The sequence below is a fragment of the Halorussus rarus genome (assembly GCF_003369835.1).
Lineage (GTDB): Archaea > Halobacteriota > Halobacteria > Halobacteriales > Haladaptataceae > Halorussus > Halorussus rarus.
This window is the reverse complement of record NZ_QPMJ01000001.1, coordinates 469692-487937: the sequence shown is the minus strand read 5'-3', so window position 1 is coordinate 487937 and position 18246 is coordinate 469692. Positions and strand designations below refer to the sequence as shown.

The window sequence follows — 18246 nt, the reverse complement described above, 5'->3', positions numbered from 1 at the left end:
CGTAAACTACCTTGCAGGCGTCTTCTACCGCGATTCTGCGTGGTGGCTGATGGCACACCTCGACGCTTCGACTGACGTACAGGAATCCGCGTGAACCCCGATTACTTCATCTTTTTGCAGCGACCGGAGGCTCGCGCACGATAGGTAGTACTGCGAGCGAACGAGCGCAGCGAGTGAGCGAGTAGACCAAGGAACCCTCGACGAGTCCCGAGCGGTAGCGCGGCGCGGAGCGCCGCGAATGTGAGTGGCGAAGCCGCGAACAAGCGAGGGACGAGTGAGGGGGTGACGCCGTGTTTTTCGTCAACGTTTTGCAAGCGAGCGCCGCTCGTGGCGCGAGCGCAGCAAAAGGTTGTTTAGATGAACTCGTTGTCGCGCCAGTCGACGCCGCCGGAGCCGGAGTTCGAGGAGGTCGGTCCCTCGACCACCTCGATGGAGGCGGGGCGGTCCTCCCCGTCGACGATGCGGGTGGCCTGGAGTTCGCCGTCCTGCTCGGTGATCGCGGTGAGCGTCCCCTTCTCGGCGAGGCGCGCGATGTCGCAGAGCACGAGGAACATCGGGTACTGGAGCGCCGTGTTCTGGAGGACGGTCTCCCGGTCGCCCTTGAACGCGGCGACCTCGATGAGTTCGCCCATCGGTTCGTCGTCCTCCTCCTCTTCCTCGACGTCGTCACCCCAGCGAGGCCCCTCGCGTCGCTTCTGCTCCTCCTCGGTGTAGACGCGGGTCTCGGAGATGCTGGCCTTCAACTGGGCGGTCGGCGTGTACTTGCTGATGCTGTCGTCGTCGGCCACCGCGCTGATGATGAGCGTGTTCTTGCGCCGGGTGATGTCGACGCTGGCGATCTTGGGCGGCAGGTCGGGGTCGTCCTCGAAGTGGTCGTACACAGTTTCCAGCGGCAGTTCGAGCGTCGAGTGAAGTCGATATACTTGCCCCGTCATTTGTGAGTTACACGCAGGTTCCCGGCTGACGACACGGTACACGGAAACGTAGGTGGTCCGAACATATATGACCTACCCTTTCAGTTCCGGATTGTGTCAATCTAGTATCGGATTACGCCGACAGCGTCTCGCCCAGCTCGCCCCGCTCGTCGAGCTCTCCCAGCACGTCGCTGCCGCCGACGAACTCGCCGTCGACGAACGTCTGGGGGATGGTCTCCCACCCGCTGTGGTCCTCGAGCGCGGTCCGGAACTCGGGGAGCGCGTCGAGCACGTCGACGGTCTCGTAGTCGTCGCGGTGCTGCTGGATGAGTTCGAGCGCCTTCTGGGAGTAGCCGCACTGGGGCATCAGCTCGTTGCCCTTCATGAACAGCACGACGTCGTTGTCCGCGATTGCCGAATCGACGCGCTCGCGGACCTCCTCCTCGCTCAGGTCGCTCTCGGGTTGGAAGGTCATGCCGTTCGATACGGCCCCCGTGCGCAAAGAAGTTGCGTTACTCGTCGTTGCCGACCCGCACGACGTTGATGAGCGAGTGGACCGGGACGCCCTCGACCTCGTCGACGCCCTGCTTGTCGACCAGGACGACGCAGCCGACCGGCGTGCCGCCCTCCTCGCGGATGGACTCGACGGTCTCGGTCATGGTGGTCCCGCTGGTGATGGTGTCGTCGACCACGTAACACTCGCGGTCGCGTATCTGGGCGAAGTTCCGCGAGAAGGTGCCGCCGAGGTCCTCGATGTCGCCCTCCTCCCACTGGTGCTTGCTTGGGGCGTAGGTGCCGAGGTCGGTGTCGAGTTCGCGCGCGACCGCGGTGGCCAGCGGCGCGCCCGCCTTCTCGATGCCGATGGTCAGGTCGACCTCCTCGCCCTGCTTGGCCATGAGGTCGGCCATCGCGGCCCCGGCGTGGTAGAGCCGGCTGCTGTCCCGGCCGAGCGCCGACCAGTCGACGTGGATGTCGTGGGGGCCGCCGGTGGGTTCGGGTCGCGGGGTCGTCGGCGTCTCGGTTCCGGTGCCGCTGCGCTCGACCAGCCAGCTCGCGGTCTCCCGCGAGACGTTGAGCTCGTCGGCGATCTCGCCCTTCGACAGCCCCTGGTCGGCGAGTTCGGCCGCGCTCTCGATGAGGTCGTCGACGTTCTTCATATCTGGTCGAATTGGACCGCGGTCTTTATTGTCGTTTCGTCATCCGCAAATGCGGCCCGGTAGTCGTCGAGGCCGTGGACGCCCGTGACCAGGTCGTCGAGGAACCACGCCGGGAGGTCCCGGAGGGTCCGGACCGCGGCCTCGAAGTGGGGGACGTCGGAGTTGACGCTGCCGACCAGCGCCTTGTTCCCCATCACGAACTCCTTGTGGAGCCGCCCGCCGTCGATCTCGAACTCCCAGGGTTCGGGCACGCCCAGCAGCGCCCCGACCCCGCCGGGCGCGAGCGCCTCGATGCACTCGAAGGCGTGCTTCGCGTAGCCGGTGGCCTCGTAGACGAGGTCCATCGGCTCGTGGGCGTCGGGGATCTCGGGCACCGGCGTCTCCCGCGAGTCGACGTAGGTCGCGCCGAGCCGCTCGATGAGGTCGACGGTCGGGTCCGGCCGGTCGCGCCGACCCAGGCAGTAGGTGCGGTCGTAGCCGCGCGATTCGAGCATGGCGAGCGTGAGCAGGCCCAGGCTCCCGTTGCCGAGGACGAGTCCCGTCTCGGGCTCCCAGTCGAACGCCGACCGGGAGGCGTCGGCGTGGTCGAGCGCCTTCTCGGTGATGCTGACGGGTTCGACCAGAAAGCCCCACTCGGCGAGGTCGTCGGGCACCGGCACCAGCGACTCGGCGGGGCTGGTGAAGTACTCGGCCATGAAGCCGTGGGCGCCGTCGATGCCCCGTTCGACGTACTCGCCGGGCGGCGCCATGTCGGGCTGACCGCGCTCGAAGTACTCGTTGGTCCCCGACGCGGGGCGCCGTCGGACGGTCGGGGCGACCACGTCACCCGGTTCGAAGACCGTGTCGGTGCCGTCGACGACCACGCCGACCGCCTCGTGGCCCAGCACCATGTACTCCTCGCCTTCGGGGAACGCACCGTGGCTCCCCTCGATGACCTCGTGGTCGGTGCCGTCGACGCCGACCCGGAGCGTCCGGACCAGCGCTTCCCCGGGTTCGGGCTCCGGACGCGGCACCTCGGCGACCGTCGGCGAGGTCGCGCCCCGCTCGATGACAACTGCTTGCATGGGTGTCGGTTGGGGCGGGAGGGTCTAAAGATTTATTCTATATCGAGTAAACATCTTGCGTCAGGAGAAGTGGCCCCGCTGGATGGGTGTGCGCCGGAGAGAACGGCGTAGCGACCTACTCCCAGAGGTCGTAGAGGTCGTCGCGGACCGCCTCGGTGACGAGGTCGCCGTCGAGTGCGACGCCCGGGTCGTCGGTTTCGCCGGCCACGACGCCGATCTCGCTCGCCTCGATTCCCTCGGCGTCGAGCGCCGCGAGGGCGTCGTCGCACTCGTGCTCGGGGACCGCCGCCAGCAGCGCGCCCGACCCGAAGATTCGAAGCGGGTCGACGCCCATCGCCTCGCAGATTTCGGCGGTCTCCTCGCGGACCGGGACCGCGCTCCGGTCGACCTCGAGGCGGACGCCCGAGGCGCTGGCGAGTTCGACCAGTCCGGTGACCAGGCCGCCCTCGGTGGGGTCGTGCATCGCGGTGGCCGACTCCCGGAGCACTCGGGCGTCGGGCACGACGCTGATGTCGCCGAAGAAGTCCTCGGCGCGTTCGAGGACGTCGGCCGACAGGGCGAGGTCGTCGCGGAAGTCGGTCGCCAGCACCGCGGTCCCCTCGATGCCCGCGCCCTTGGTGAGGACGAGGCTGTCGCCGGGCTCGGCCCCGCCGGTCGGGACGTACTCGTCGGCCAGCCCCAGCGCGGTCATCGATACCATCGGCCGCTCCAGCGCGGGGACGAACTCGGAGTGGCCGCCGACGATGGTGACGCCCAGCTCGCGGGCCTCCTCGTCCATCTGGGTCGTCAGCGCGTCCAGAGTTTCCCGGTCGTCGTCGGGCAGGAACATCACGTTCGTCAGCCACCGCGGGTCGGCCCCGCAGGCGGCGACGTCGTTGCACGCGACGTGAACCGCGAGCGTGCCGAGTCGCTCCTTCGCCAGCGAGAGCGGGTCGGAGTTGGCCACCAGGACGCTCCCGTCGTCGAGTCGCATCGCCGCCGCGTCCTCGCCGTACTTCGGGCCCATCAGTACCGAGTCATCACGCGCACCCGTGCGCGAGAGGACACGAGCGAGGTCGTCGGGGTCGAGTTTGCCGAGCATACCCGTGCCTCGGAGGTCGGGGGCCTAAGGTGCGGCGACTGGCGAGTGACGCGGGGTCGGCGGGGACCGACGGGTCTCCGAGGCGATCGAACCGTCAGCACCGAAGAATTAACACTCCGAGCGTCGTTTCGTCCACGTCCAATGTCCTCGCTCTCGGAGTGGGACGCGCTCGCCGGCGCGGCCGCCGTCGCCTACCTGGTCGCGCTGCTGCGGCTCCGCGTCGACGTGGGGAATCCGGTCCACCTGGTGCCGTTCGCGGTCGTGCTGTTCGCCGGACTGGTCCTCGTGCTCCAAGGGCTCGCCCCGCCGGACTTGGAAGTGCGGCTGGTCCGGTTCCGACTCGGTCGGGTCGGGCGGGCCGTCGAGTGGACCGCGGGCGTCGCGCTGACCGGGCTGACGTGGCTCGCGCTGGGCGAACCGCTGACCGCCGTCGCAGTGGGACTCGCAGTGGGCTACCTGTGGACCCAGCGCGACGACTACTACGTCGACCTCCGCGACAGGGTCGACCGACTCGAAGCGGCCGAGACAGCCGTCCCGGAGGAGAAGTCCTGAGTCCGATTCCGGCGCTCGGACGCCGACGTGGCGACTGAGCGACGCGTCAGGGATTTAGCGGCTCGGTGCGTGGGACTGGCATGGAACTCCCCGAAGCCCTCGACGCGAAGCTCGACGTGCTCCGGCCGACGTGGCGGTGTCACGACTGCGGGAAGACCTACCGGTTCAACCGCCGGACGTGTCGCCGGTGCGACTGCACGGTGTTCGACCGGGTGCGGTGAGTGGAAGCGGACGTGGACTCTTTTCGAGAGACGAGTCGCTCCAGTAGCATCCGGGGCAGACAGCGGTCGGCGCGCGCTGGCGTCTGCACGAGCGGAGCGAGTGCAGGCTCGTGGGAGCTTGCTCCCACGGCGGCCCCTCGGGGTCCGCCACGCCGCGCGAGGGAGGCGGTCGCGTTGCTGCGACCGCCGAGGCTGGGGAGGGGTGAGGCCCGCGGTTGCGGTGCTGTGCGGAAACTCATCGGTGACGGCAGTAGCTAGCTCCTGCCCAACATCCACTTTAATTCAGAGCCAGAAATCGTGTCCGAAGCTCAAGAAGAATGTCTCTACCCGTTTTTCACACCGACCCCCGCCCTTTATCCCCGCGAGCGACCCACTGCCGGCATGGAGCGGTACGACCAGCTCTATCGACTCTACGACGAGTTCGACGCGGCGACCCTCCGGGCGCTCCAGGACTTCGTGGACCTGTTCCCGCCGGTCGACTCGCGGGTCGCCCTCGAGCACTGGCAGGAGGTCGGCGACGAACTCGACGACCGGAAGACCGAGATTCGAGAGGCGTTCTCCGCGACGGGCGAGACCTTCTGCGAGCTCGCGGCGCGGGCCACGCGCGACCAGGCGTTCACCGCGCTCGACCTCCACGCCAAGCACGACCGCGGTGTGAACGTGCTGGTGCTCGACGTCGACGAGACCCTGCGCTCGGCCGGCGGCACCGACAACGAGATCCCCCGCGAGACGCTCCACCTGCTGACCGAGTTCCACGAGGCCGGCACGCCCATCGTGGTCTGCACCGGCCAGACCCTCGAGAACGTCAAGGGCTTTCTCATCCAGGGACTGGGCAACGAGATCGTCCACTCCGGGGACCTCTCGGTGGTCTACGAGGCCGGCACCGGGGTGTTCACGCCCGGCCACGGCGCGGACACCAAGCGCCTGCTCTACGACGACCTCGACGACGACGTCCGGGCCATCTTCGACGCGGTGCGCTCCCGGGTGCTCTCGGAGGCCCCCGAGGAACTGCGCCGGGGGTGTCACCTCCAGGGCAACGAGTTCAACGTCACCATGAAGCCCAACTTCGAGACCGGCAGCGACGACGCCCGCGCGGTCATCGACCGCGCGCTGGTGTACGAACTCGACCTGCTCGGCGACGCGGTCGCGGCGGAGGCCGGTGACGGGGAAGCCACTCCGAGCGCGGACGCAGACCCGAACGAGAGCGCCGGGGACGACTCGGTAGCCGGAGACCGCGCCGGCGACTGGGCGCGGGCCTACTACGTCGAGCAGGACCCCGAGATCCGCGGCGTGCTCGAACGCGAGGGCGAGACGCCCGACTGTGGGCCCGAGGACGTGCCCGACCCGATTCAAGACACCTTCGAGCGCATCGACGTGGCCTACTACGAGGCCGACGCCGCCGAGATCGGGAGCCTCGAACTCAACAAGGTCGTCGGCGTCGAGGCCGCCTTCGAGGTGCTGGGCATCGACGACCCCTTCGCGGCGGTGCTGGGCGACAGCAAGAGCGACCTCCGGGTGATGGAGTGGGTCGCGGAAAACGACGCGGGCATCGCGGCCGCCCCGGAGCACGCCTCCCGCGACGTGCTCGACCACGTGATTCGCACGGACGAGCTGGTGTTCGACCGCGGCAAGGCCGGCGACGTGCTCCGGACAATCTTCGCGCTGAACCGGCTGGCGAACCTGGGATGAGGGGCTCGTGCAGCGATTTTTGTGGTTGTGGAGAATTTCGGTTACAACTCCAATGAAGCACCGTAGAAGCTAGCTACTGCCGTCACCTATGTACCGCAACCGCACGGCACCGCGACAGCCTCACGCCTCCCCAACCGCCTGCGCTTCTCGGTCGTCACTTCGCTCCTCCCTGCGATGCTCGTCCCTCGCGCGACTCGGCGCGACACGAGGTCGCGCCGGCGCGCGCCGGGGTCGAGGTGAACCAGTCGCTCTTGCGGTCGTCGACGCTCGACAGAGAAGCGACGAAAGAGGTCGGGGGAGAGAACCCAGAAACGAAGAATGGCCAGTTTCAGACGTTCAGTCGGAACCGGACCGTATCGCCGTTCTCCAGGGGGCTCCCCGTCGAGAGCGTCTCGGTCGAGTCGAACGACTCGCGGACGACCACGGTGTCCGAGCGGAGGCGCTGGCCGTCCAGGACTCCAGCGCGGACCTGCGGGCCGTACTGGTCGGCGAGTGCGTCCACCACGTCCGCGACCGTCGCGTCGTCGGGCACCGCCACGCGGGCCTTGCGCGTGCCGGTGCGGGCGACGAGAGTGCCGGTGAGTTCCACGGTGACGTTCATACACCTTCATCGTGACCCCAGGGACTAAAAGTTTACTCACACGCGAAATAGTCCTGCCGGGACGGAATCGCTTAAGGACGCGGCCCGCCACTTTCCCGGCATGGTGAACAACGCACCGGCGCCCGGTAGCGACGACCCCGTCGGTCTGCACGGGGTCGTCCCGCCGACCGTCACGGCGTTCGACGCGGACGAATCGGTCGACTACGAGGCGACCGCGGCCCACGCCCGCTTCGTCGCGGACCGGGGCGCCCACGGCGTCTTCCCGCTCGGGACCAACGGCGAGTTCCCGCTGCTGACCCCCGACGAGCGCGAGGGCGTGGTCGAGGCCGTGGTCGGGGAGATCGACGGCGACGTCCCGGTCATCGCGGGCGTCGGCGCACCCAGCACGCGCGAGACGGAGGCCCACGCCCGGCACGCCGAGCGGGTCGGCGCCGACGGCGTCGTGGTCGTCACCCCGTACTACTACCCGCTCGACCACGACGCGGCGGTCGCCCACTACCGGCGGGTCGCCGAGGCGGTCGACCTCCCCGTGTACGTCTACCACATCCCGAGCAAGACCGGCAACTCGCTGTCGCTGGAGACGCTCGACGCGCTCGCCGACATCGACAACCTGGTCGGGCTCAAGGACTCCAGCAAGGACGTGCCGTGGCTCGGCCAGGCCATCGACGCCCACCCGGAACTCACGTTCCTCGCGGGGTCGGACTCGCTGCTGTTCCCCGGCCTGGAGGTCGGCTGCGCGGGGCTGGTGAGCGCGGTCGCCAACGCCTTCCCGGAACTGGTCGCGGACCTCTACGACGCCTACGACGAGGGCGACGAGGAGCGCGCCCGCCGGCTCCAGAGCGAGGTGTACGACGTGCGGTCGGCCCTGAAGCGCGGCCCGTACATGGCGGGGGTCAAGACCGCGCTCGGCCTCCGGGACGTCGGGTTCGACGTCGGGCCGCTCCGGAGCCCGCTCCGGACGATGGACGACGAGGACCGCGAACAGCTCCGGGACGACCTCTCGGACCTCGGCCTGCTCTGACTCGCGGACCCGCCCGTCTTCCTTTTGTTTTCCGGTTCGTTCCGCTCGGTTCCGCATGATTTCGGCCGAACAGTCGGAGGGTTTAATGCCCTGGTGTGCTAATAGTTATCACACGAGTCGAGTCGGGCGGACGCGGCTCGGCCCCGCGACCGCGGAGGCTGTCGCTCGTCACGAAGGTCACTCATGAACTGCACCATCCCTCCACTCAACAAGCGCACCGCACTCGGCGGACAGTTCTGGGCGGTCGGCGCGCTCGGCGCGCTGAGCGTCCACTGCGTCCCGTTCGCGACGGTACTGGTCGCGGTCGGCGTCCAGTTGGTCCTGGGCCCCGCGCTCGCGGCCGGCCGGAGCGCCGGACCATTCAAACTTTTACTCTCTCCGGAGTAACCATTTCGCATGGTTCGTAACTACGAGTCGCTCCACGACCCGAACGCCGAGTACACCATGCGGGACCTCTCGGCGGAGACGATGGAGGCCACCGGAGCGCGCGGCGGGGGCCGGGACGTAGAGATCACCGACGTTCAGACCACGATGGTCGACGGCAACTTCCCGTGGACGCTCGTCCGCGTCTACACCGACGCCGGCGTCGTGGGGACCGGCGAGGCCTACTGGGGCGCGGGCGTACCCGAACTCGTCGAGCGGATGAAGCCGTTCGTGGTCGGCGAGAACCCCCTGGACATCGACCGGCTCTACGAGCACCTGATCCAGAAGATGTCCGGCGAGGGCTCGATCCAGGGCGTGACCGTCACCGCCATCTCGGGCATCGAGATCGCGCTCCACGACGTCGCGGGCAAGCTGCTCGACGTCCCCGCCTACCAGCTGCTCGGCGGGAAGTACCGCGACCAGGTCCGGGTGTACTGCGACTGCCACGCCGGCGAGGAGGCCGACCCCGAGTCGAACGCCGCGGAGGCCGAGCGCGTGGTCGAGGAGCTGGGCTACGACGCACTGAAGTTCGACCTCGACGTGCCCTCGGGCCACGAGAAGGACCGCGCGAACCGCCACCTCCGCAACCCAGAGATCGACCACAAGGTCGAGATCGTCGAGGCCGTCACCGAGGCCGTCGGCGACCGGGCCGACGTCGCCTTCGACTGCCACTGGACCTTCTCGGCGGGCAGCGCGAAGCGCCTCGCGAGCGCCCTCGAGGAGTACGACATCTGGTGGCTAGAGGACCCGGTCCCGCCGGAGAACCTCGACGTCCAGGCCAACGTCACCCACTCGACGACCACGCCCATCGCCGCGGGCGAGAACGTCTACCGAAAGCACGGCCAGCGCCGGCTGGTCGAGGAGCAGGCGGTCGACATCGTCGCGCCCGACATGCCCAAGACCGGCGGGATGCGCGAGACCCGCAAGATAGCGGACATGGCTGACACCTACTACATCCCGGTCGCGATGCACAACGTCTCCTCGCCGGTCGCCACGATGGCGTCGGCCCACGTCGGCGCGGCCATCCCGAACTCGCTGGCGGTCGAGTACCACAGCTACCAGCTGGGCTGGTGGGAGGACCTCGTCGAGGAGGACGTCATCGAGGACGGCCACATCACGGTCCCGGAGGAGCCCGGCCTCGGCGTGACCCTCGACATGGACACGGTCGAGGAGCACATGGTCGAGGGCGAGGAGTTGTTCGACGAAGCGTAGCTTCGTCGCATCCTGACGGTATCTCTGTTCTCGGCAGCCTACCCGACTCCCCGATAGCGTTACAGTTTTGGTCCGCGGCTCGCCGGCTACGAGTATGGCCCCCGCCCTCCTCTCCCCGAAGCGCCGCGACGCCCTCCTCGCAGTTGTCGCGCTCGCGCTGCTCGCCGGACCGATCTGGGCGCCGCTGGCCCACTTCGGCGACCCGACCTACCGCTACGAGAGCGCTCGCGTCACCGCGTCCGACGGGACCATCGCGTACGCGAACGACTCGGACCCGCCGGTCCGCGGCCCCATCAGCGCCGACGTCGCGTGTACAGGTGATTTCGCACACTCGCGGGGCTGCTACTTCGAGCGGTACCTCGCCCGGAACCACACCGTGCCGACGGGAATCGCGTCCAGCACGCCCGGACCGTCGAGACTCCCGACAGTCGACCACTACGAGTACGCAATCGTGAACGGAACGACGTACGAGACGAGCTACGTGGCCAATCGCTCCGCGGAGAACAGCGACGGGATGTACCGCGTCGACCTCGCGCTCGAGCCGGCGTCGGCCGGCGACGCGCTCCAACGGGTGTCGGTCTCGGCCGAGGACGTCCGCCCGGCCGTCAGGGAAGCCGCCAGGACCGGCGTCGGGACGGCCCACCGCGAGGTCGACGTGCCGGAGACGCCCGTGCGACTGGGCGACAACACCTACTACCGTGTGTACGCCGCCGGACACACCGACCGGCTCAACGTGGAACTGCTCCTCGCCGACATCCTGCGGTGGGGCAGTCCGCTGGTCGGCCTCGCGCTGGCCGGGCGACTCCGGAGTCGGGTCGACGTCCGGTACGTCGGGGACGGTCGCTCGGAGTAGGCCCGGCCGGTCGTCGGTCTCGGGCCGCGCCCTCGTCCCGAGGAACGGCCTGCACCCCGGTTCGTCGACCGACGCACCCCGCTCCGGACCGCCCGCTACGCGAGCGCCGGTTCGACCTGCCGACCGATCCAGAGCAGGCTCCCGACCAGCAGGACCACCGCGGACGGAATCAGCCACTCGAACGCGGTCAGCAGCGTGCTGGAGGCCTGAATCCCGAAGACGATGAGGACGACCGAGCCGCAGCAGGCCGCCCCGGAGAGCAGCGCCGGAACCCCGGCGAGCACCCCCGTTGACGACGTCCCGATGCCGCAGGCCGCCGGCTGCCGCCACGCGAGGTACGTCACCGCGAGGTTGAGGCCGACGAGCACCGCGACGCCCAGCCCGAGGACCGTGTTCAGCGAGAACAGGTAGGTTCCGAGCCCGAACTCGACGAGCGCCACCGGCTCGAACGACAGCGCGCCGTTGGCCAGTTCGAAGAACCGTCCGAGCGGATCGCCGGCCACCGTCAGTCCGACCCCGTCGTTCCCGAGGTTCAGCAGGTCGCTGAACCAGAGGTACGCCACGAGATAGAGGACCGTGACGCTCGCGAACACCGCCCGACCGTCGCGCCGGCCGAGCGCCGCCCGGAGGGCGAACCCGGTGCTGGCGACGGTGCGCCCCACCGGCCCGCCCGCGACCGTCTCGGCCGCCATCAGGTCACCAGCCCCGTGCTCGGGTAGAAGCCAGCCCACGCCAACCACATCGCGTCGAAGGCGTACACCCGGTCGAGCGGCAGGTCCGCCGGAACGTGGCTGGTGCCGTCGGCGGCGACCGCCCGACCGTCCCGGTAGTCGAAGGCTGCGTCGTCCGGGTTCCGGTAGACGTACGCCGTGTCGAGGGTCGGGTCGTAGACTGCCAGGTGGGTCGACTCGTCGTCCGACCCCGCCGATCCCGACAGGAGACCCGCCTCCCGCAGCGCGGACTTCTCGACCGCGAGGCGCCCGTCCCCGGTGCGAACCCCCACGACCACCGCCTTGTTCGGCAGGCGGTCGTCGCGGCCGAGCGGCGGGAACAGCGTCGCGTCCCGCGAGTAGTAGCCCGCGGGGTCCGGTACGTACGAGCCGTAGGGGTCGTTGCCGTAGTCGCGGAGCGCGTCGGTGTCGGTCGAGAGGACCCTCGTCTCGGGGTGGGCCGTCCTCCACTTCCGCCAGGTCGTCCAGACCAGCCGGAACTCCTGCAGCGACTTCCCCTCGAACTCGCCGGAGATGGCCGTCGCGAGCACCTGGGGCCAGCGGCTGTCGGTCGCGCGGTCGTACATCACGAGGTTGTTGTTCAGCAGCTCGCCCGAGACGCCGAACGTGGTCTCGCCCCGGCGGAACCCCATCGCCGTCCCGGTCAGCGGGCAGTAGGTCACCGCCACCGGCTGCTCGCCCACGACGTCGTTGACGATCTCGTGGTGGACCAGAATCCGCTGCGGGTACGCTTTCACCTCGCCGTTACGGACCAGCCCGAAGACGACGTCCCGGTCGCGAAGCTCCCGGTCGGCTCTGTCGACGCCCCAGAACGTGGGCTCGTCGATCGAGGGGATGCCGTCCTTGGGCGGGCCACCGGACAGCACCTCGTCGCGGAGCGCCCCGAGCTCGTACTCGACCGGCAGCGCCGTGCTGCGGACCGGGACTCCTCCCATTCGTTCTCCCGTCGTGGTCGCGGGCTGTGCCGACTCCCCTTCGTCCCGGTCCGACGGCGGCTGCGGGGTCGCACCGCCGAGACACCCCGACAGCCCGCCGACGGCGGCCGCCATCGCGGATACGAACGCTCGTCTCGACGTCGGTTCCATGCCGGTCGGTACCGCTTGCGAAGAGTTAACGCTTCCACGCCTGTGCCCGCCGACTGCACACCCGACCGCCCGGGCTCACTCCGCCGAGACGACGGCCGGTTCGAGTTCGCCGACCGCGGCGAGGACCTCGCCGCGCTCGCCGTCGGGCACCTCGAACGACGCCAGCGCCTCGTCGAGGTGGACCGCGATGATCTCGAAGTCCTGCGCGCCGATGTCGAGGTGGGCGTGGGCGGTCTCGAGGTCCGCGCCGTCGTACTCGACCGGACCGCCCGTCGCGGACGCGAGGAACTGGGTCTGGTGGGTCCGGAGCGACGCCACGTCGGCGTCCTCGAAGAAGTGAGCCACGCGCTCGTCGTCGAGGACGCGCTCGTAGAACGATTCGACCACCGCCGCGATGGCGTCGCGACCGCCGAGCCGTTCGTAGAGGGTCTGGGACACGTGTGACTAATCGGATATAACCGAGGCGATTAAATGTATTGGCCGATTTGCGGAAATTCACCGACCACCACTGCCTGAAAAAGTGTCAGCGGTGGCGAACTGTCGGATTCGGTGGTATATTTCCGGGGAGTAGTATTTTATACTTTGCACGGCTCGGAGCGAATAACAGGTATCACGCCATGAAGACCGGGATTCTCATCGTGGACGACTCGGAGTTCATGCGCCAGCGGGTCAAGAGCGCGCTCGCGGCCGACGAGTACCGCATCGTCGCCGAGGCGCCCAACGGCGCGTGGGCCATCCAGCGGTACAAGGAGCACGCCGACGAGGTCGACCTCGTGCTGATGGACATCGTGATGCGGAAGGCCAACGGGCTGAAGGCCACCGCCGCGATCAAGAAGCTCGACGAAGAGGTGCGGGTCATCATGTGCACCAGCGTGGGCCAGCGCCAGAAGATACAGTTGGCCGCGCGGGCGGGCGCCGACGCCTACATCACCAAGCCGTTCGAGGACGAGGAGCTGACCGACGCCATCGACGGGGTGGTCGCCCCGTGACCGCGGTCGCGACCGACGACGCCGACCGGCGCCTGCGACCCGACGCCTCGCGGGGGTACAGGGATGGCTCCGACTGACGACGCCTTCCGCCGCGAGGCGAGGTCCCAGATCCGCACGCTGAACGACGGCCTGCTCGCCGCCGAGGCCGGCGGGGACGCGGACGCGCCGGTCGCCGAGCTGTTCCGGGTCGCCCACTCGCTCAAGGGGTCGTGCCGGACCCGCGGGCTCGACGACGCCGGCGACCTGGCCCACGCGGTCGAGGACGCGCTCGACGCGCTCCGGGCCGGCGCGGTCGAACCGACGCCCGCGCTGATCGACGAGGCGCTGGCGACCGTCGACCTCCTCGAAGCGACGGTCCGGACCGACGCTGTCGGCGGCGACGTCGAGGGCGACGTCGCCGCGACCTGCGCGTCACTTCGGGCGACCCTCGACGAGGAGCGCGCGCGGACGCCGACCGACTCGGACGCGACGCTCGACGCCGCCGCGTCCGGCTTCGCCGACCCTGACGACGACTGGGACCCCGCCGAGGAGGGGCTGAGCGACGACGTCGTCGCGGCGCTCGAGGAGACCTCCGAGTTCGACGACATCGACGGCCTGCTCGACGGGCTGGACGACCCGGCCGACGACGAGGAACTCGACGGGTGGGGCATGCTCGGCGACGAGGGCGACCTCGGGACCGACTCCGCGACGTCCGGTTCGACTTCGGCCGACTCCTTGCGAGGGGCCGACGACGCCGACTCCGCCGCCGGCCCTGGTCCCGCGGAGACCCCAGACGAACCCTCGGCGTTCTTCGAGGAGACGAAACGGCGGGTCGACGACGACCAGGGCGTCGACGACCTCCAGGCCGACATCGACGCGGTCGAGTTCGGCGAGTTCGACGACGAGGACACCTACACCATCGAGGAGCTGCTGGCGCTCGAACCAGAGGAGGATCCGGACGAGGACGCCGCGGCGGCCCCCTCCGAGGACGGCGCCGCCGGACCGGCGTCGGAATCGGCCGACGCCCCGACCGGAAGCGGCGACTCCCCTGACCTGCCGCCCGACCTGCTCGGGACCGGCGACGTCGACGCCGACCCGGCGGGCGGCGCGGCGGTCGGCGAGAGCAGCGGCGAGCCTGCCGACGCGATCGGCGACCCCCTCGGGCTGGCCGACGCCGATCCGTCGCCGGACGACGACCAAGACGGGGCGGTCGGTGCGCCCGACGCGACGACCGACGCGAGTGGCGAGCCAGACGCGGACGGCGAGGTCGAGGGAGTCGACGAGACCGACGAGACCGAAGAGACCGAAGAGCCGGGCACGTTCGTCTTCGGGGGCGACGAGGCCGAGGACGCGCCGGAATCCGGCGACGGATCGGTCTCGCCCGGGGAACCGACGTCGTCCGCGACGCCGGACGAGGCGTCGGACGCGGAACCAGCGACCGCGGCGGACGACGGGACGGACGCCGACACGGTCGCGGCCGACGACGGGGCACCGGACGCTGATCCGGTTCCGGACGACGACTCGATCCCCGACGCGGACTCGGTGCCTACTGCGGAGTCGGCCCCGAACGCGGACTCGCTTCCGGACCCGGACGCGATGCCGGACGCCGAACCGGCGTCGGACGCCGACCCGATGCCGGACCCCGACTCGCTGCCCGAGACCGACCTCGGCGTGGACCTCCGCGGCGAGTTCGACGCCGACCTCGACGGCGACTCCGACGCGGGCGGCGGCGCCGAGATGGACGTCGCGGTCGACGAGGAGATGGCGGAGTTCGAGTCGCGGTTCGGCGACCTGCTCGGCACCGGGCCGGGGAGCGAGGACGCCGGCGACGAGGGCGAGGTCTTCCGGTCTGCGGTGCCGACCATCGAGGCGAGCAGCCTCGACGCCGCGGAGTTCCCGGACCGGGGCGGGGAGCGCGCCGGCGACACCCGGGAGTTCGACCGGCTGCAGGCGACGACCGTCGACGTCGAGACCGCCGACCGACTGCTGAACGTCGCCGAGGAGCTGTCGCTGTCACACCTCCGGCTCGACGAGGCGGTCGGCCCCGAGACCGACGAGGCCGTCCGCGAGGAGGTGTCGAACCTGCTCCGGATCGTCACCGAGTACCGCCGGACCGTCGTCGACGTGCGGCTCGTGGGGCTCGAGACCGCGCTCGAGGAGATCCCCCGGACCGTCCGGGACGTGGCTCGCTCGCAGGGCAAGGAGGTCGAGGTCGTCGCCGACGACGCCGACGTGGAGCTCGACCGCTCCATCGTCGACCGGCTCCGGGACCCGCTGGTCCACCTCGCGCGCAACGCGGTCGACCACGGCATCGAACCGCCCGAGGAGCGCGAGGCGGCCGGCAAGGCGCGAGACGGGACCGTCGCCATCTCGGCCGAGCGCGTCGGCGACGAGGTGGTCGTCGAGCTCTCGGACGACGGTCGGGGCGTCGACCCCGAGGCGGTCCGCGACCGAGCCGTCGAGAACGGCGTCGTCACCCGGGCCGAGGCCGCGGAATTGAGCGACGAGCAGACCTACGACCTGCTGTTCGAGCCGGGATTCACCACCAGCGATGAGGTGACCGACGTGAGCGGCCGGGGCGTCGGCATGGACGTGGTCCACCGGACGGTCGCCGACCTCAACGGCACGGTGAGCGTCGAGAGCGACCCCGGCGTGGGGACCACCGTTCGGCTCACGGTCCCGGTGTCCATCGCGCTGACCGAGGTGCTGTTCGTGGCGACGACCGGCCAGACGTTCGGCGTCCCGATGACCGCGGTCGAGCAGGTGACGCCCGCACCGCCGGTCGAGACCGAGAACGGCCGGGAGGTGGTCCGGCGGTCGGACCTCGACCTCGTGGGCGGCCTGCCGGAGGGCGTCGAGGCCGAGGACGCCTACCCCCACGTTCGGCTGGCGTCCGCGCTGGGGCTCGAGGGCTCCGACACCGACTCCGAGCCCGAGGCCGGCGACCAGATGGTCTGGCTCCGCACCCAGGCCGGCCGGCTCGCGCTGCGGTGCGACCGGATGGTGACGTCCCAGGAGGTCGTGGTCCGGCCCTACGGCGACCTGCTCCGGGACGTCCCCGGCGTCAGCGGGGCGACCACGCTGGGCGACGGCCGCGCGGTGAACGTGCTGGACGTGGCAACGCTATGAAACTCGACGTCGACACCCTCGGGACGTTCTACGAGATGGCCCGGGAGGGCGCCGGCCTGGCGGCCAGTCGACTGAGTTCGATGACCGACATCCCGGCGCGGGTCGAGGTCACCCACCTCAACTTCACCAGAGACGACTCGGTCGCGCGCGAACTGGCCGACGCCGAGTGGGTCGGCATCCGCGTGGGCCTCTCGGACGGGGTCGGCGGGACCTCGCTGCTACTGTTCGACCGCGAGAGCGCCGAGACCATCGCCTCGGCGGTCGTCGCGGACGTCCCCACCGTCGAGGAGGGGACGCTCCGGGAGAGCACCGTGACCGAGATCGCCCAGATAATGAACAACGGGTTCGTCGACGGGTGGGCGAACGTGCTCGACACCAACGTCGACGTGTCGGCACCGACGTACGTGACGGCCGACGACCCCGACGCGTTCCTCGGCAATGCGGAATTCGCGCTGGCGGGAGCAGGAACGGGCGGCGATGGCGACACGGTAGCTGCCGAAACCGCCGAGACGGGCGAGCGGTCCGGAACGCCCGCGTCCGACGACCTCGCGGTGCTGTTCCGGAACAACCTCGAGGCGGTCGGCGAGGAACTGACGTTCCGCCACTACCTGATTCCGGACGCCGAGACGGTCCGGCGGCTGTTCCGGGCCCGGACCGAGGACCGCGCCATCGAGTTCGAGAAGCTGGTCGGGTTCGACCGCATCGCCCAGCGCGGCGCGACCCAGGTGGCGGCCAACCTGACCCAGATGACCGACATCGAGATGGACGTCGACATCCGGCGCATCAACTTCATCTCGCTCGACGCCATCCCCAGCGAGGTGTCGACCGAGCGGATGATCGGCGTGGCGTTCAGCTTCTCCGGGATGCCCAGCGGCTACCTCCTCTTCCTGTTCGACGAGGGCTCGGCCCGGCGGCTGGTGAGTCGGAGCGTCGAAGGCCGGACCGCGACCGACTTCGGCGCGTTCGAGCGCGACGCCGTCCAGGAGCTGTCGAACGTGATGGCCAGCGGGATGCTCGACGGGTGGGCCAACCTGCTCGACACGACCATCGACCACTCGACACCGGCCTACGCCCACGACATGGGCGCGGCGGTGGTCGACCCCCTCGTCGTGGGGCTGGGCGAGTCCCAGGAGTTCGCGTTCGTCTTCGACACCCGCATCGAGGCGGTCGACACCGAGGTCGACCTCGACATCTACGTCATCCCCGACGAGGCGGACCTCCGGACCGCGCTCGGCGAGTTCGACATGGCCCGGGTGGCCGACACGGAACCCGAGGCCGACACCGACCTCTCCGGCGAGGAGATGGACCTCGACTACTGGGACTCGCTCTGAGCCGCGAGCCGTCCTTCCGACGAGAGTTACCTTTCTGGGGGGATACTGCCCCTCACCCCACGAACCCCTAACTTTCGCTCCGAAGCGTCCTCTATCATGACGGCCAGAACAGTTATACTATCAGTCCGAATCCGATTGAAACATGTACCAGCGTCGGAGGGACCCGCCGCCGGACGCGGCGCACTGGACCGAGCGAGGCGTCGTCGGGTCGGGA

At 69.7% G+C, this 18246-nt stretch carries 19 protein-coding genes; 10 read left to right on the top strand and 9 right to left on the bottom strand.

The window, feature by feature from the left end:
- Positions 1-353: 353 nt before the first annotated feature.
- From DVR07_RS02510 to DVR07_RS02490, 5 genes are all read right to left on the bottom strand, one after another.
- Complete coding sequence (locus DVR07_RS02510; RefSeq protein WP_115795204.1) at positions 354-935, bottom strand: DUF7110 family protein; 582 nt, start codon at positions 933-935, stop codon at positions 354-356.
- Between the two features lie 112 nt (positions 936-1047).
- The gene (locus DVR07_RS02505) at positions 1048-1389 is read right to left on the bottom strand and encodes a glutaredoxin family protein (protein WP_115795203.1); all 342 of its coding nucleotides are present in this window, start codon (positions 1387-1389) and stop codon (positions 1048-1050) included.
- 37 nt (positions 1390-1426) lie between these two features.
- On the bottom strand, positions 1427-2071 hold the full coding sequence (gene gfcR, locus DVR07_RS02500) for a transcriptional regulator GfcR (RefSeq protein WP_115795202.1): 645 nt from the start codon (positions 2069-2071) through the stop codon (positions 1427-1429).
- A complete protein-coding gene (locus DVR07_RS02495; protein WP_115795201.1) occupies positions 2068-3135 on the bottom strand; it encodes a glucose 1-dehydrogenase in 1068 nt (355 codons plus the stop codon). The genes gfcR and DVR07_RS02495 overlap by 4 nt, the downstream gene beginning before the upstream one ends.
- Before the next feature lie 115 nt (positions 3136-3250).
- Positions 3251-4216: an AIR synthase family protein gene (locus DVR07_RS02490; RefSeq protein ID WP_115795200.1), complete on the bottom strand. Its 966-nt coding sequence runs from the start codon at positions 4214-4216 to the stop codon at positions 3251-3253.
- A gap of 141 nt (positions 4217-4357) precedes the next feature.
- On the opposite strand from DVR07_RS02490, the gene DVR07_RS02485 reads away from it, so the two are divergent.
- The 3 genes from DVR07_RS02485 (at position 4358) to DVR07_RS02480 (ending at position 6678) form a co-directional block, all read left to right on the top strand.
- Positions 4358-4768 carry a hypothetical protein gene (locus tag DVR07_RS02485; protein WP_115795199.1) on the top strand — a complete coding sequence of 137 codons (411 nt, stop codon included), beginning with the start codon at positions 4358-4360 and terminating at the stop codon, positions 4766-4768.
- Between the two features lie 80 nt (positions 4769-4848).
- On the top strand, positions 4849-4989 hold the full coding sequence (locus DVR07_RS21290) for a hypothetical protein (protein WP_162829405.1): 141 nt from the start codon (positions 4849-4851) through the stop codon (positions 4987-4989).
- A gap of 381 nt (positions 4990-5370) precedes the next feature.
- Positions 5371-6678, top strand: a complete 1308-nt coding sequence (locus DVR07_RS02480) for an HAD family hydrolase (RefSeq protein ID WP_115795198.1) — start codon at positions 5371-5373, stop codon at positions 6676-6678.
- Between the two features lie 328 nt (positions 6679-7006).
- On the opposite strand, the gene DVR07_RS02475 is transcribed toward DVR07_RS02480, so the two are convergent.
- Positions 7007-7279 (bottom strand): MoaD/ThiS family protein, encoded by a 273-nt coding sequence (locus tag DVR07_RS02475; RefSeq protein ID WP_115795197.1) that lies wholly within the window; start codon positions 7277-7279, stop codon positions 7007-7009.
- 100 nt (positions 7280-7379) lie between these two features.
- Here DVR07_RS02475 and DVR07_RS02470 point away from each other — a divergent pair, with 100 nt between their 5' ends.
- The 4 genes from DVR07_RS02470 (at position 7380) to DVR07_RS02455 (ending at position 10788) form a co-directional block, all read left to right on the top strand.
- Positions 7380-8300 (top strand): dihydrodipicolinate synthase family protein, encoded by a 921-nt coding sequence (locus DVR07_RS02470; RefSeq protein ID WP_115795196.1) that lies wholly within the window; start codon positions 7380-7382, stop codon positions 8298-8300.
- A gap of 183 nt (positions 8301-8483) precedes the next feature.
- The gene (locus DVR07_RS02465) at positions 8484-8687 is read left to right on the top strand and encodes a hypothetical protein (RefSeq protein ID WP_115795195.1); all 204 of its coding nucleotides are present in this window, start codon (positions 8484-8486) and stop codon (positions 8685-8687) included.
- A gap of 9 nt (positions 8688-8696) precedes the next feature.
- Positions 8697-9935: a mandelate racemase/muconate lactonizing enzyme family protein gene (locus DVR07_RS02460; protein WP_115795194.1), complete on the top strand. Its 1239-nt coding sequence runs from the start codon at positions 8697-8699 to the stop codon at positions 9933-9935.
- A gap of 94 nt (positions 9936-10029) precedes the next feature.
- Entirely contained in the window at positions 10030-10788 is a 759-nt protein-coding gene (locus DVR07_RS02455) for a hypothetical protein (protein WP_115795193.1), read from the top strand.
- 95 nt (positions 10789-10883) lie between these two features.
- On the opposite strand, the gene DVR07_RS02450 is transcribed toward DVR07_RS02455, so the two are convergent.
- From DVR07_RS02450 to DVR07_RS02440, 3 genes are all read right to left on the bottom strand, one after another.
- Positions 10884-11480 carry a hypothetical protein gene (locus tag DVR07_RS02450; protein ID WP_115795192.1) on the bottom strand — a complete coding sequence of 199 codons (597 nt, stop codon included), beginning with the start codon at positions 11478-11480 and terminating at the stop codon, positions 10884-10886.
- On the bottom strand, positions 11480-12604 hold the full coding sequence (locus DVR07_RS02445) for a DUF3179 domain-containing protein (protein WP_115795191.1): 1125 nt from the start codon (positions 12602-12604) through the stop codon (positions 11480-11482). The genes DVR07_RS02450 and DVR07_RS02445 overlap by 1 nt, the downstream gene beginning before the upstream one ends.
- Positions 12605-12679: 75 nt before the next feature.
- Positions 12680-13042 carry a group I truncated hemoglobin gene (locus tag DVR07_RS02440; RefSeq protein WP_115795190.1) on the bottom strand — a complete coding sequence of 121 codons (363 nt, stop codon included), beginning with the start codon at positions 13040-13042 and terminating at the stop codon, positions 12680-12682.
- Positions 13043-13221: 179 nt separating this feature from the next.
- Between DVR07_RS02440 and DVR07_RS02435 the strand changes: the two genes are divergently transcribed.
- From DVR07_RS02435 to DVR07_RS02425, 3 genes are all read left to right on the top strand, one after another.
- Entirely contained in the window at positions 13222-13593 is a 372-nt protein-coding gene (locus DVR07_RS02435; RefSeq protein ID WP_115795189.1) for a response regulator, read from the top strand.
- 63 nt (positions 13594-13656) lie between these two features.
- The gene (locus DVR07_RS02430) at positions 13657-16701 is read left to right on the top strand and encodes an ATP-binding protein (protein WP_115795188.1); all 3045 of its coding nucleotides are present in this window, start codon (positions 13657-13659) and stop codon (positions 16699-16701) included.
- Positions 16698-18032 (top strand): chemotaxis protein CheC, encoded by a 1335-nt coding sequence (locus tag DVR07_RS02425; RefSeq protein WP_115795187.1) that lies wholly within the window; start codon positions 16698-16700, stop codon positions 18030-18032. The genes DVR07_RS02430 and DVR07_RS02425 overlap by 4 nt, the downstream gene beginning before the upstream one ends.
- Positions 18033-18246: the final 214 nt, after the last annotated feature.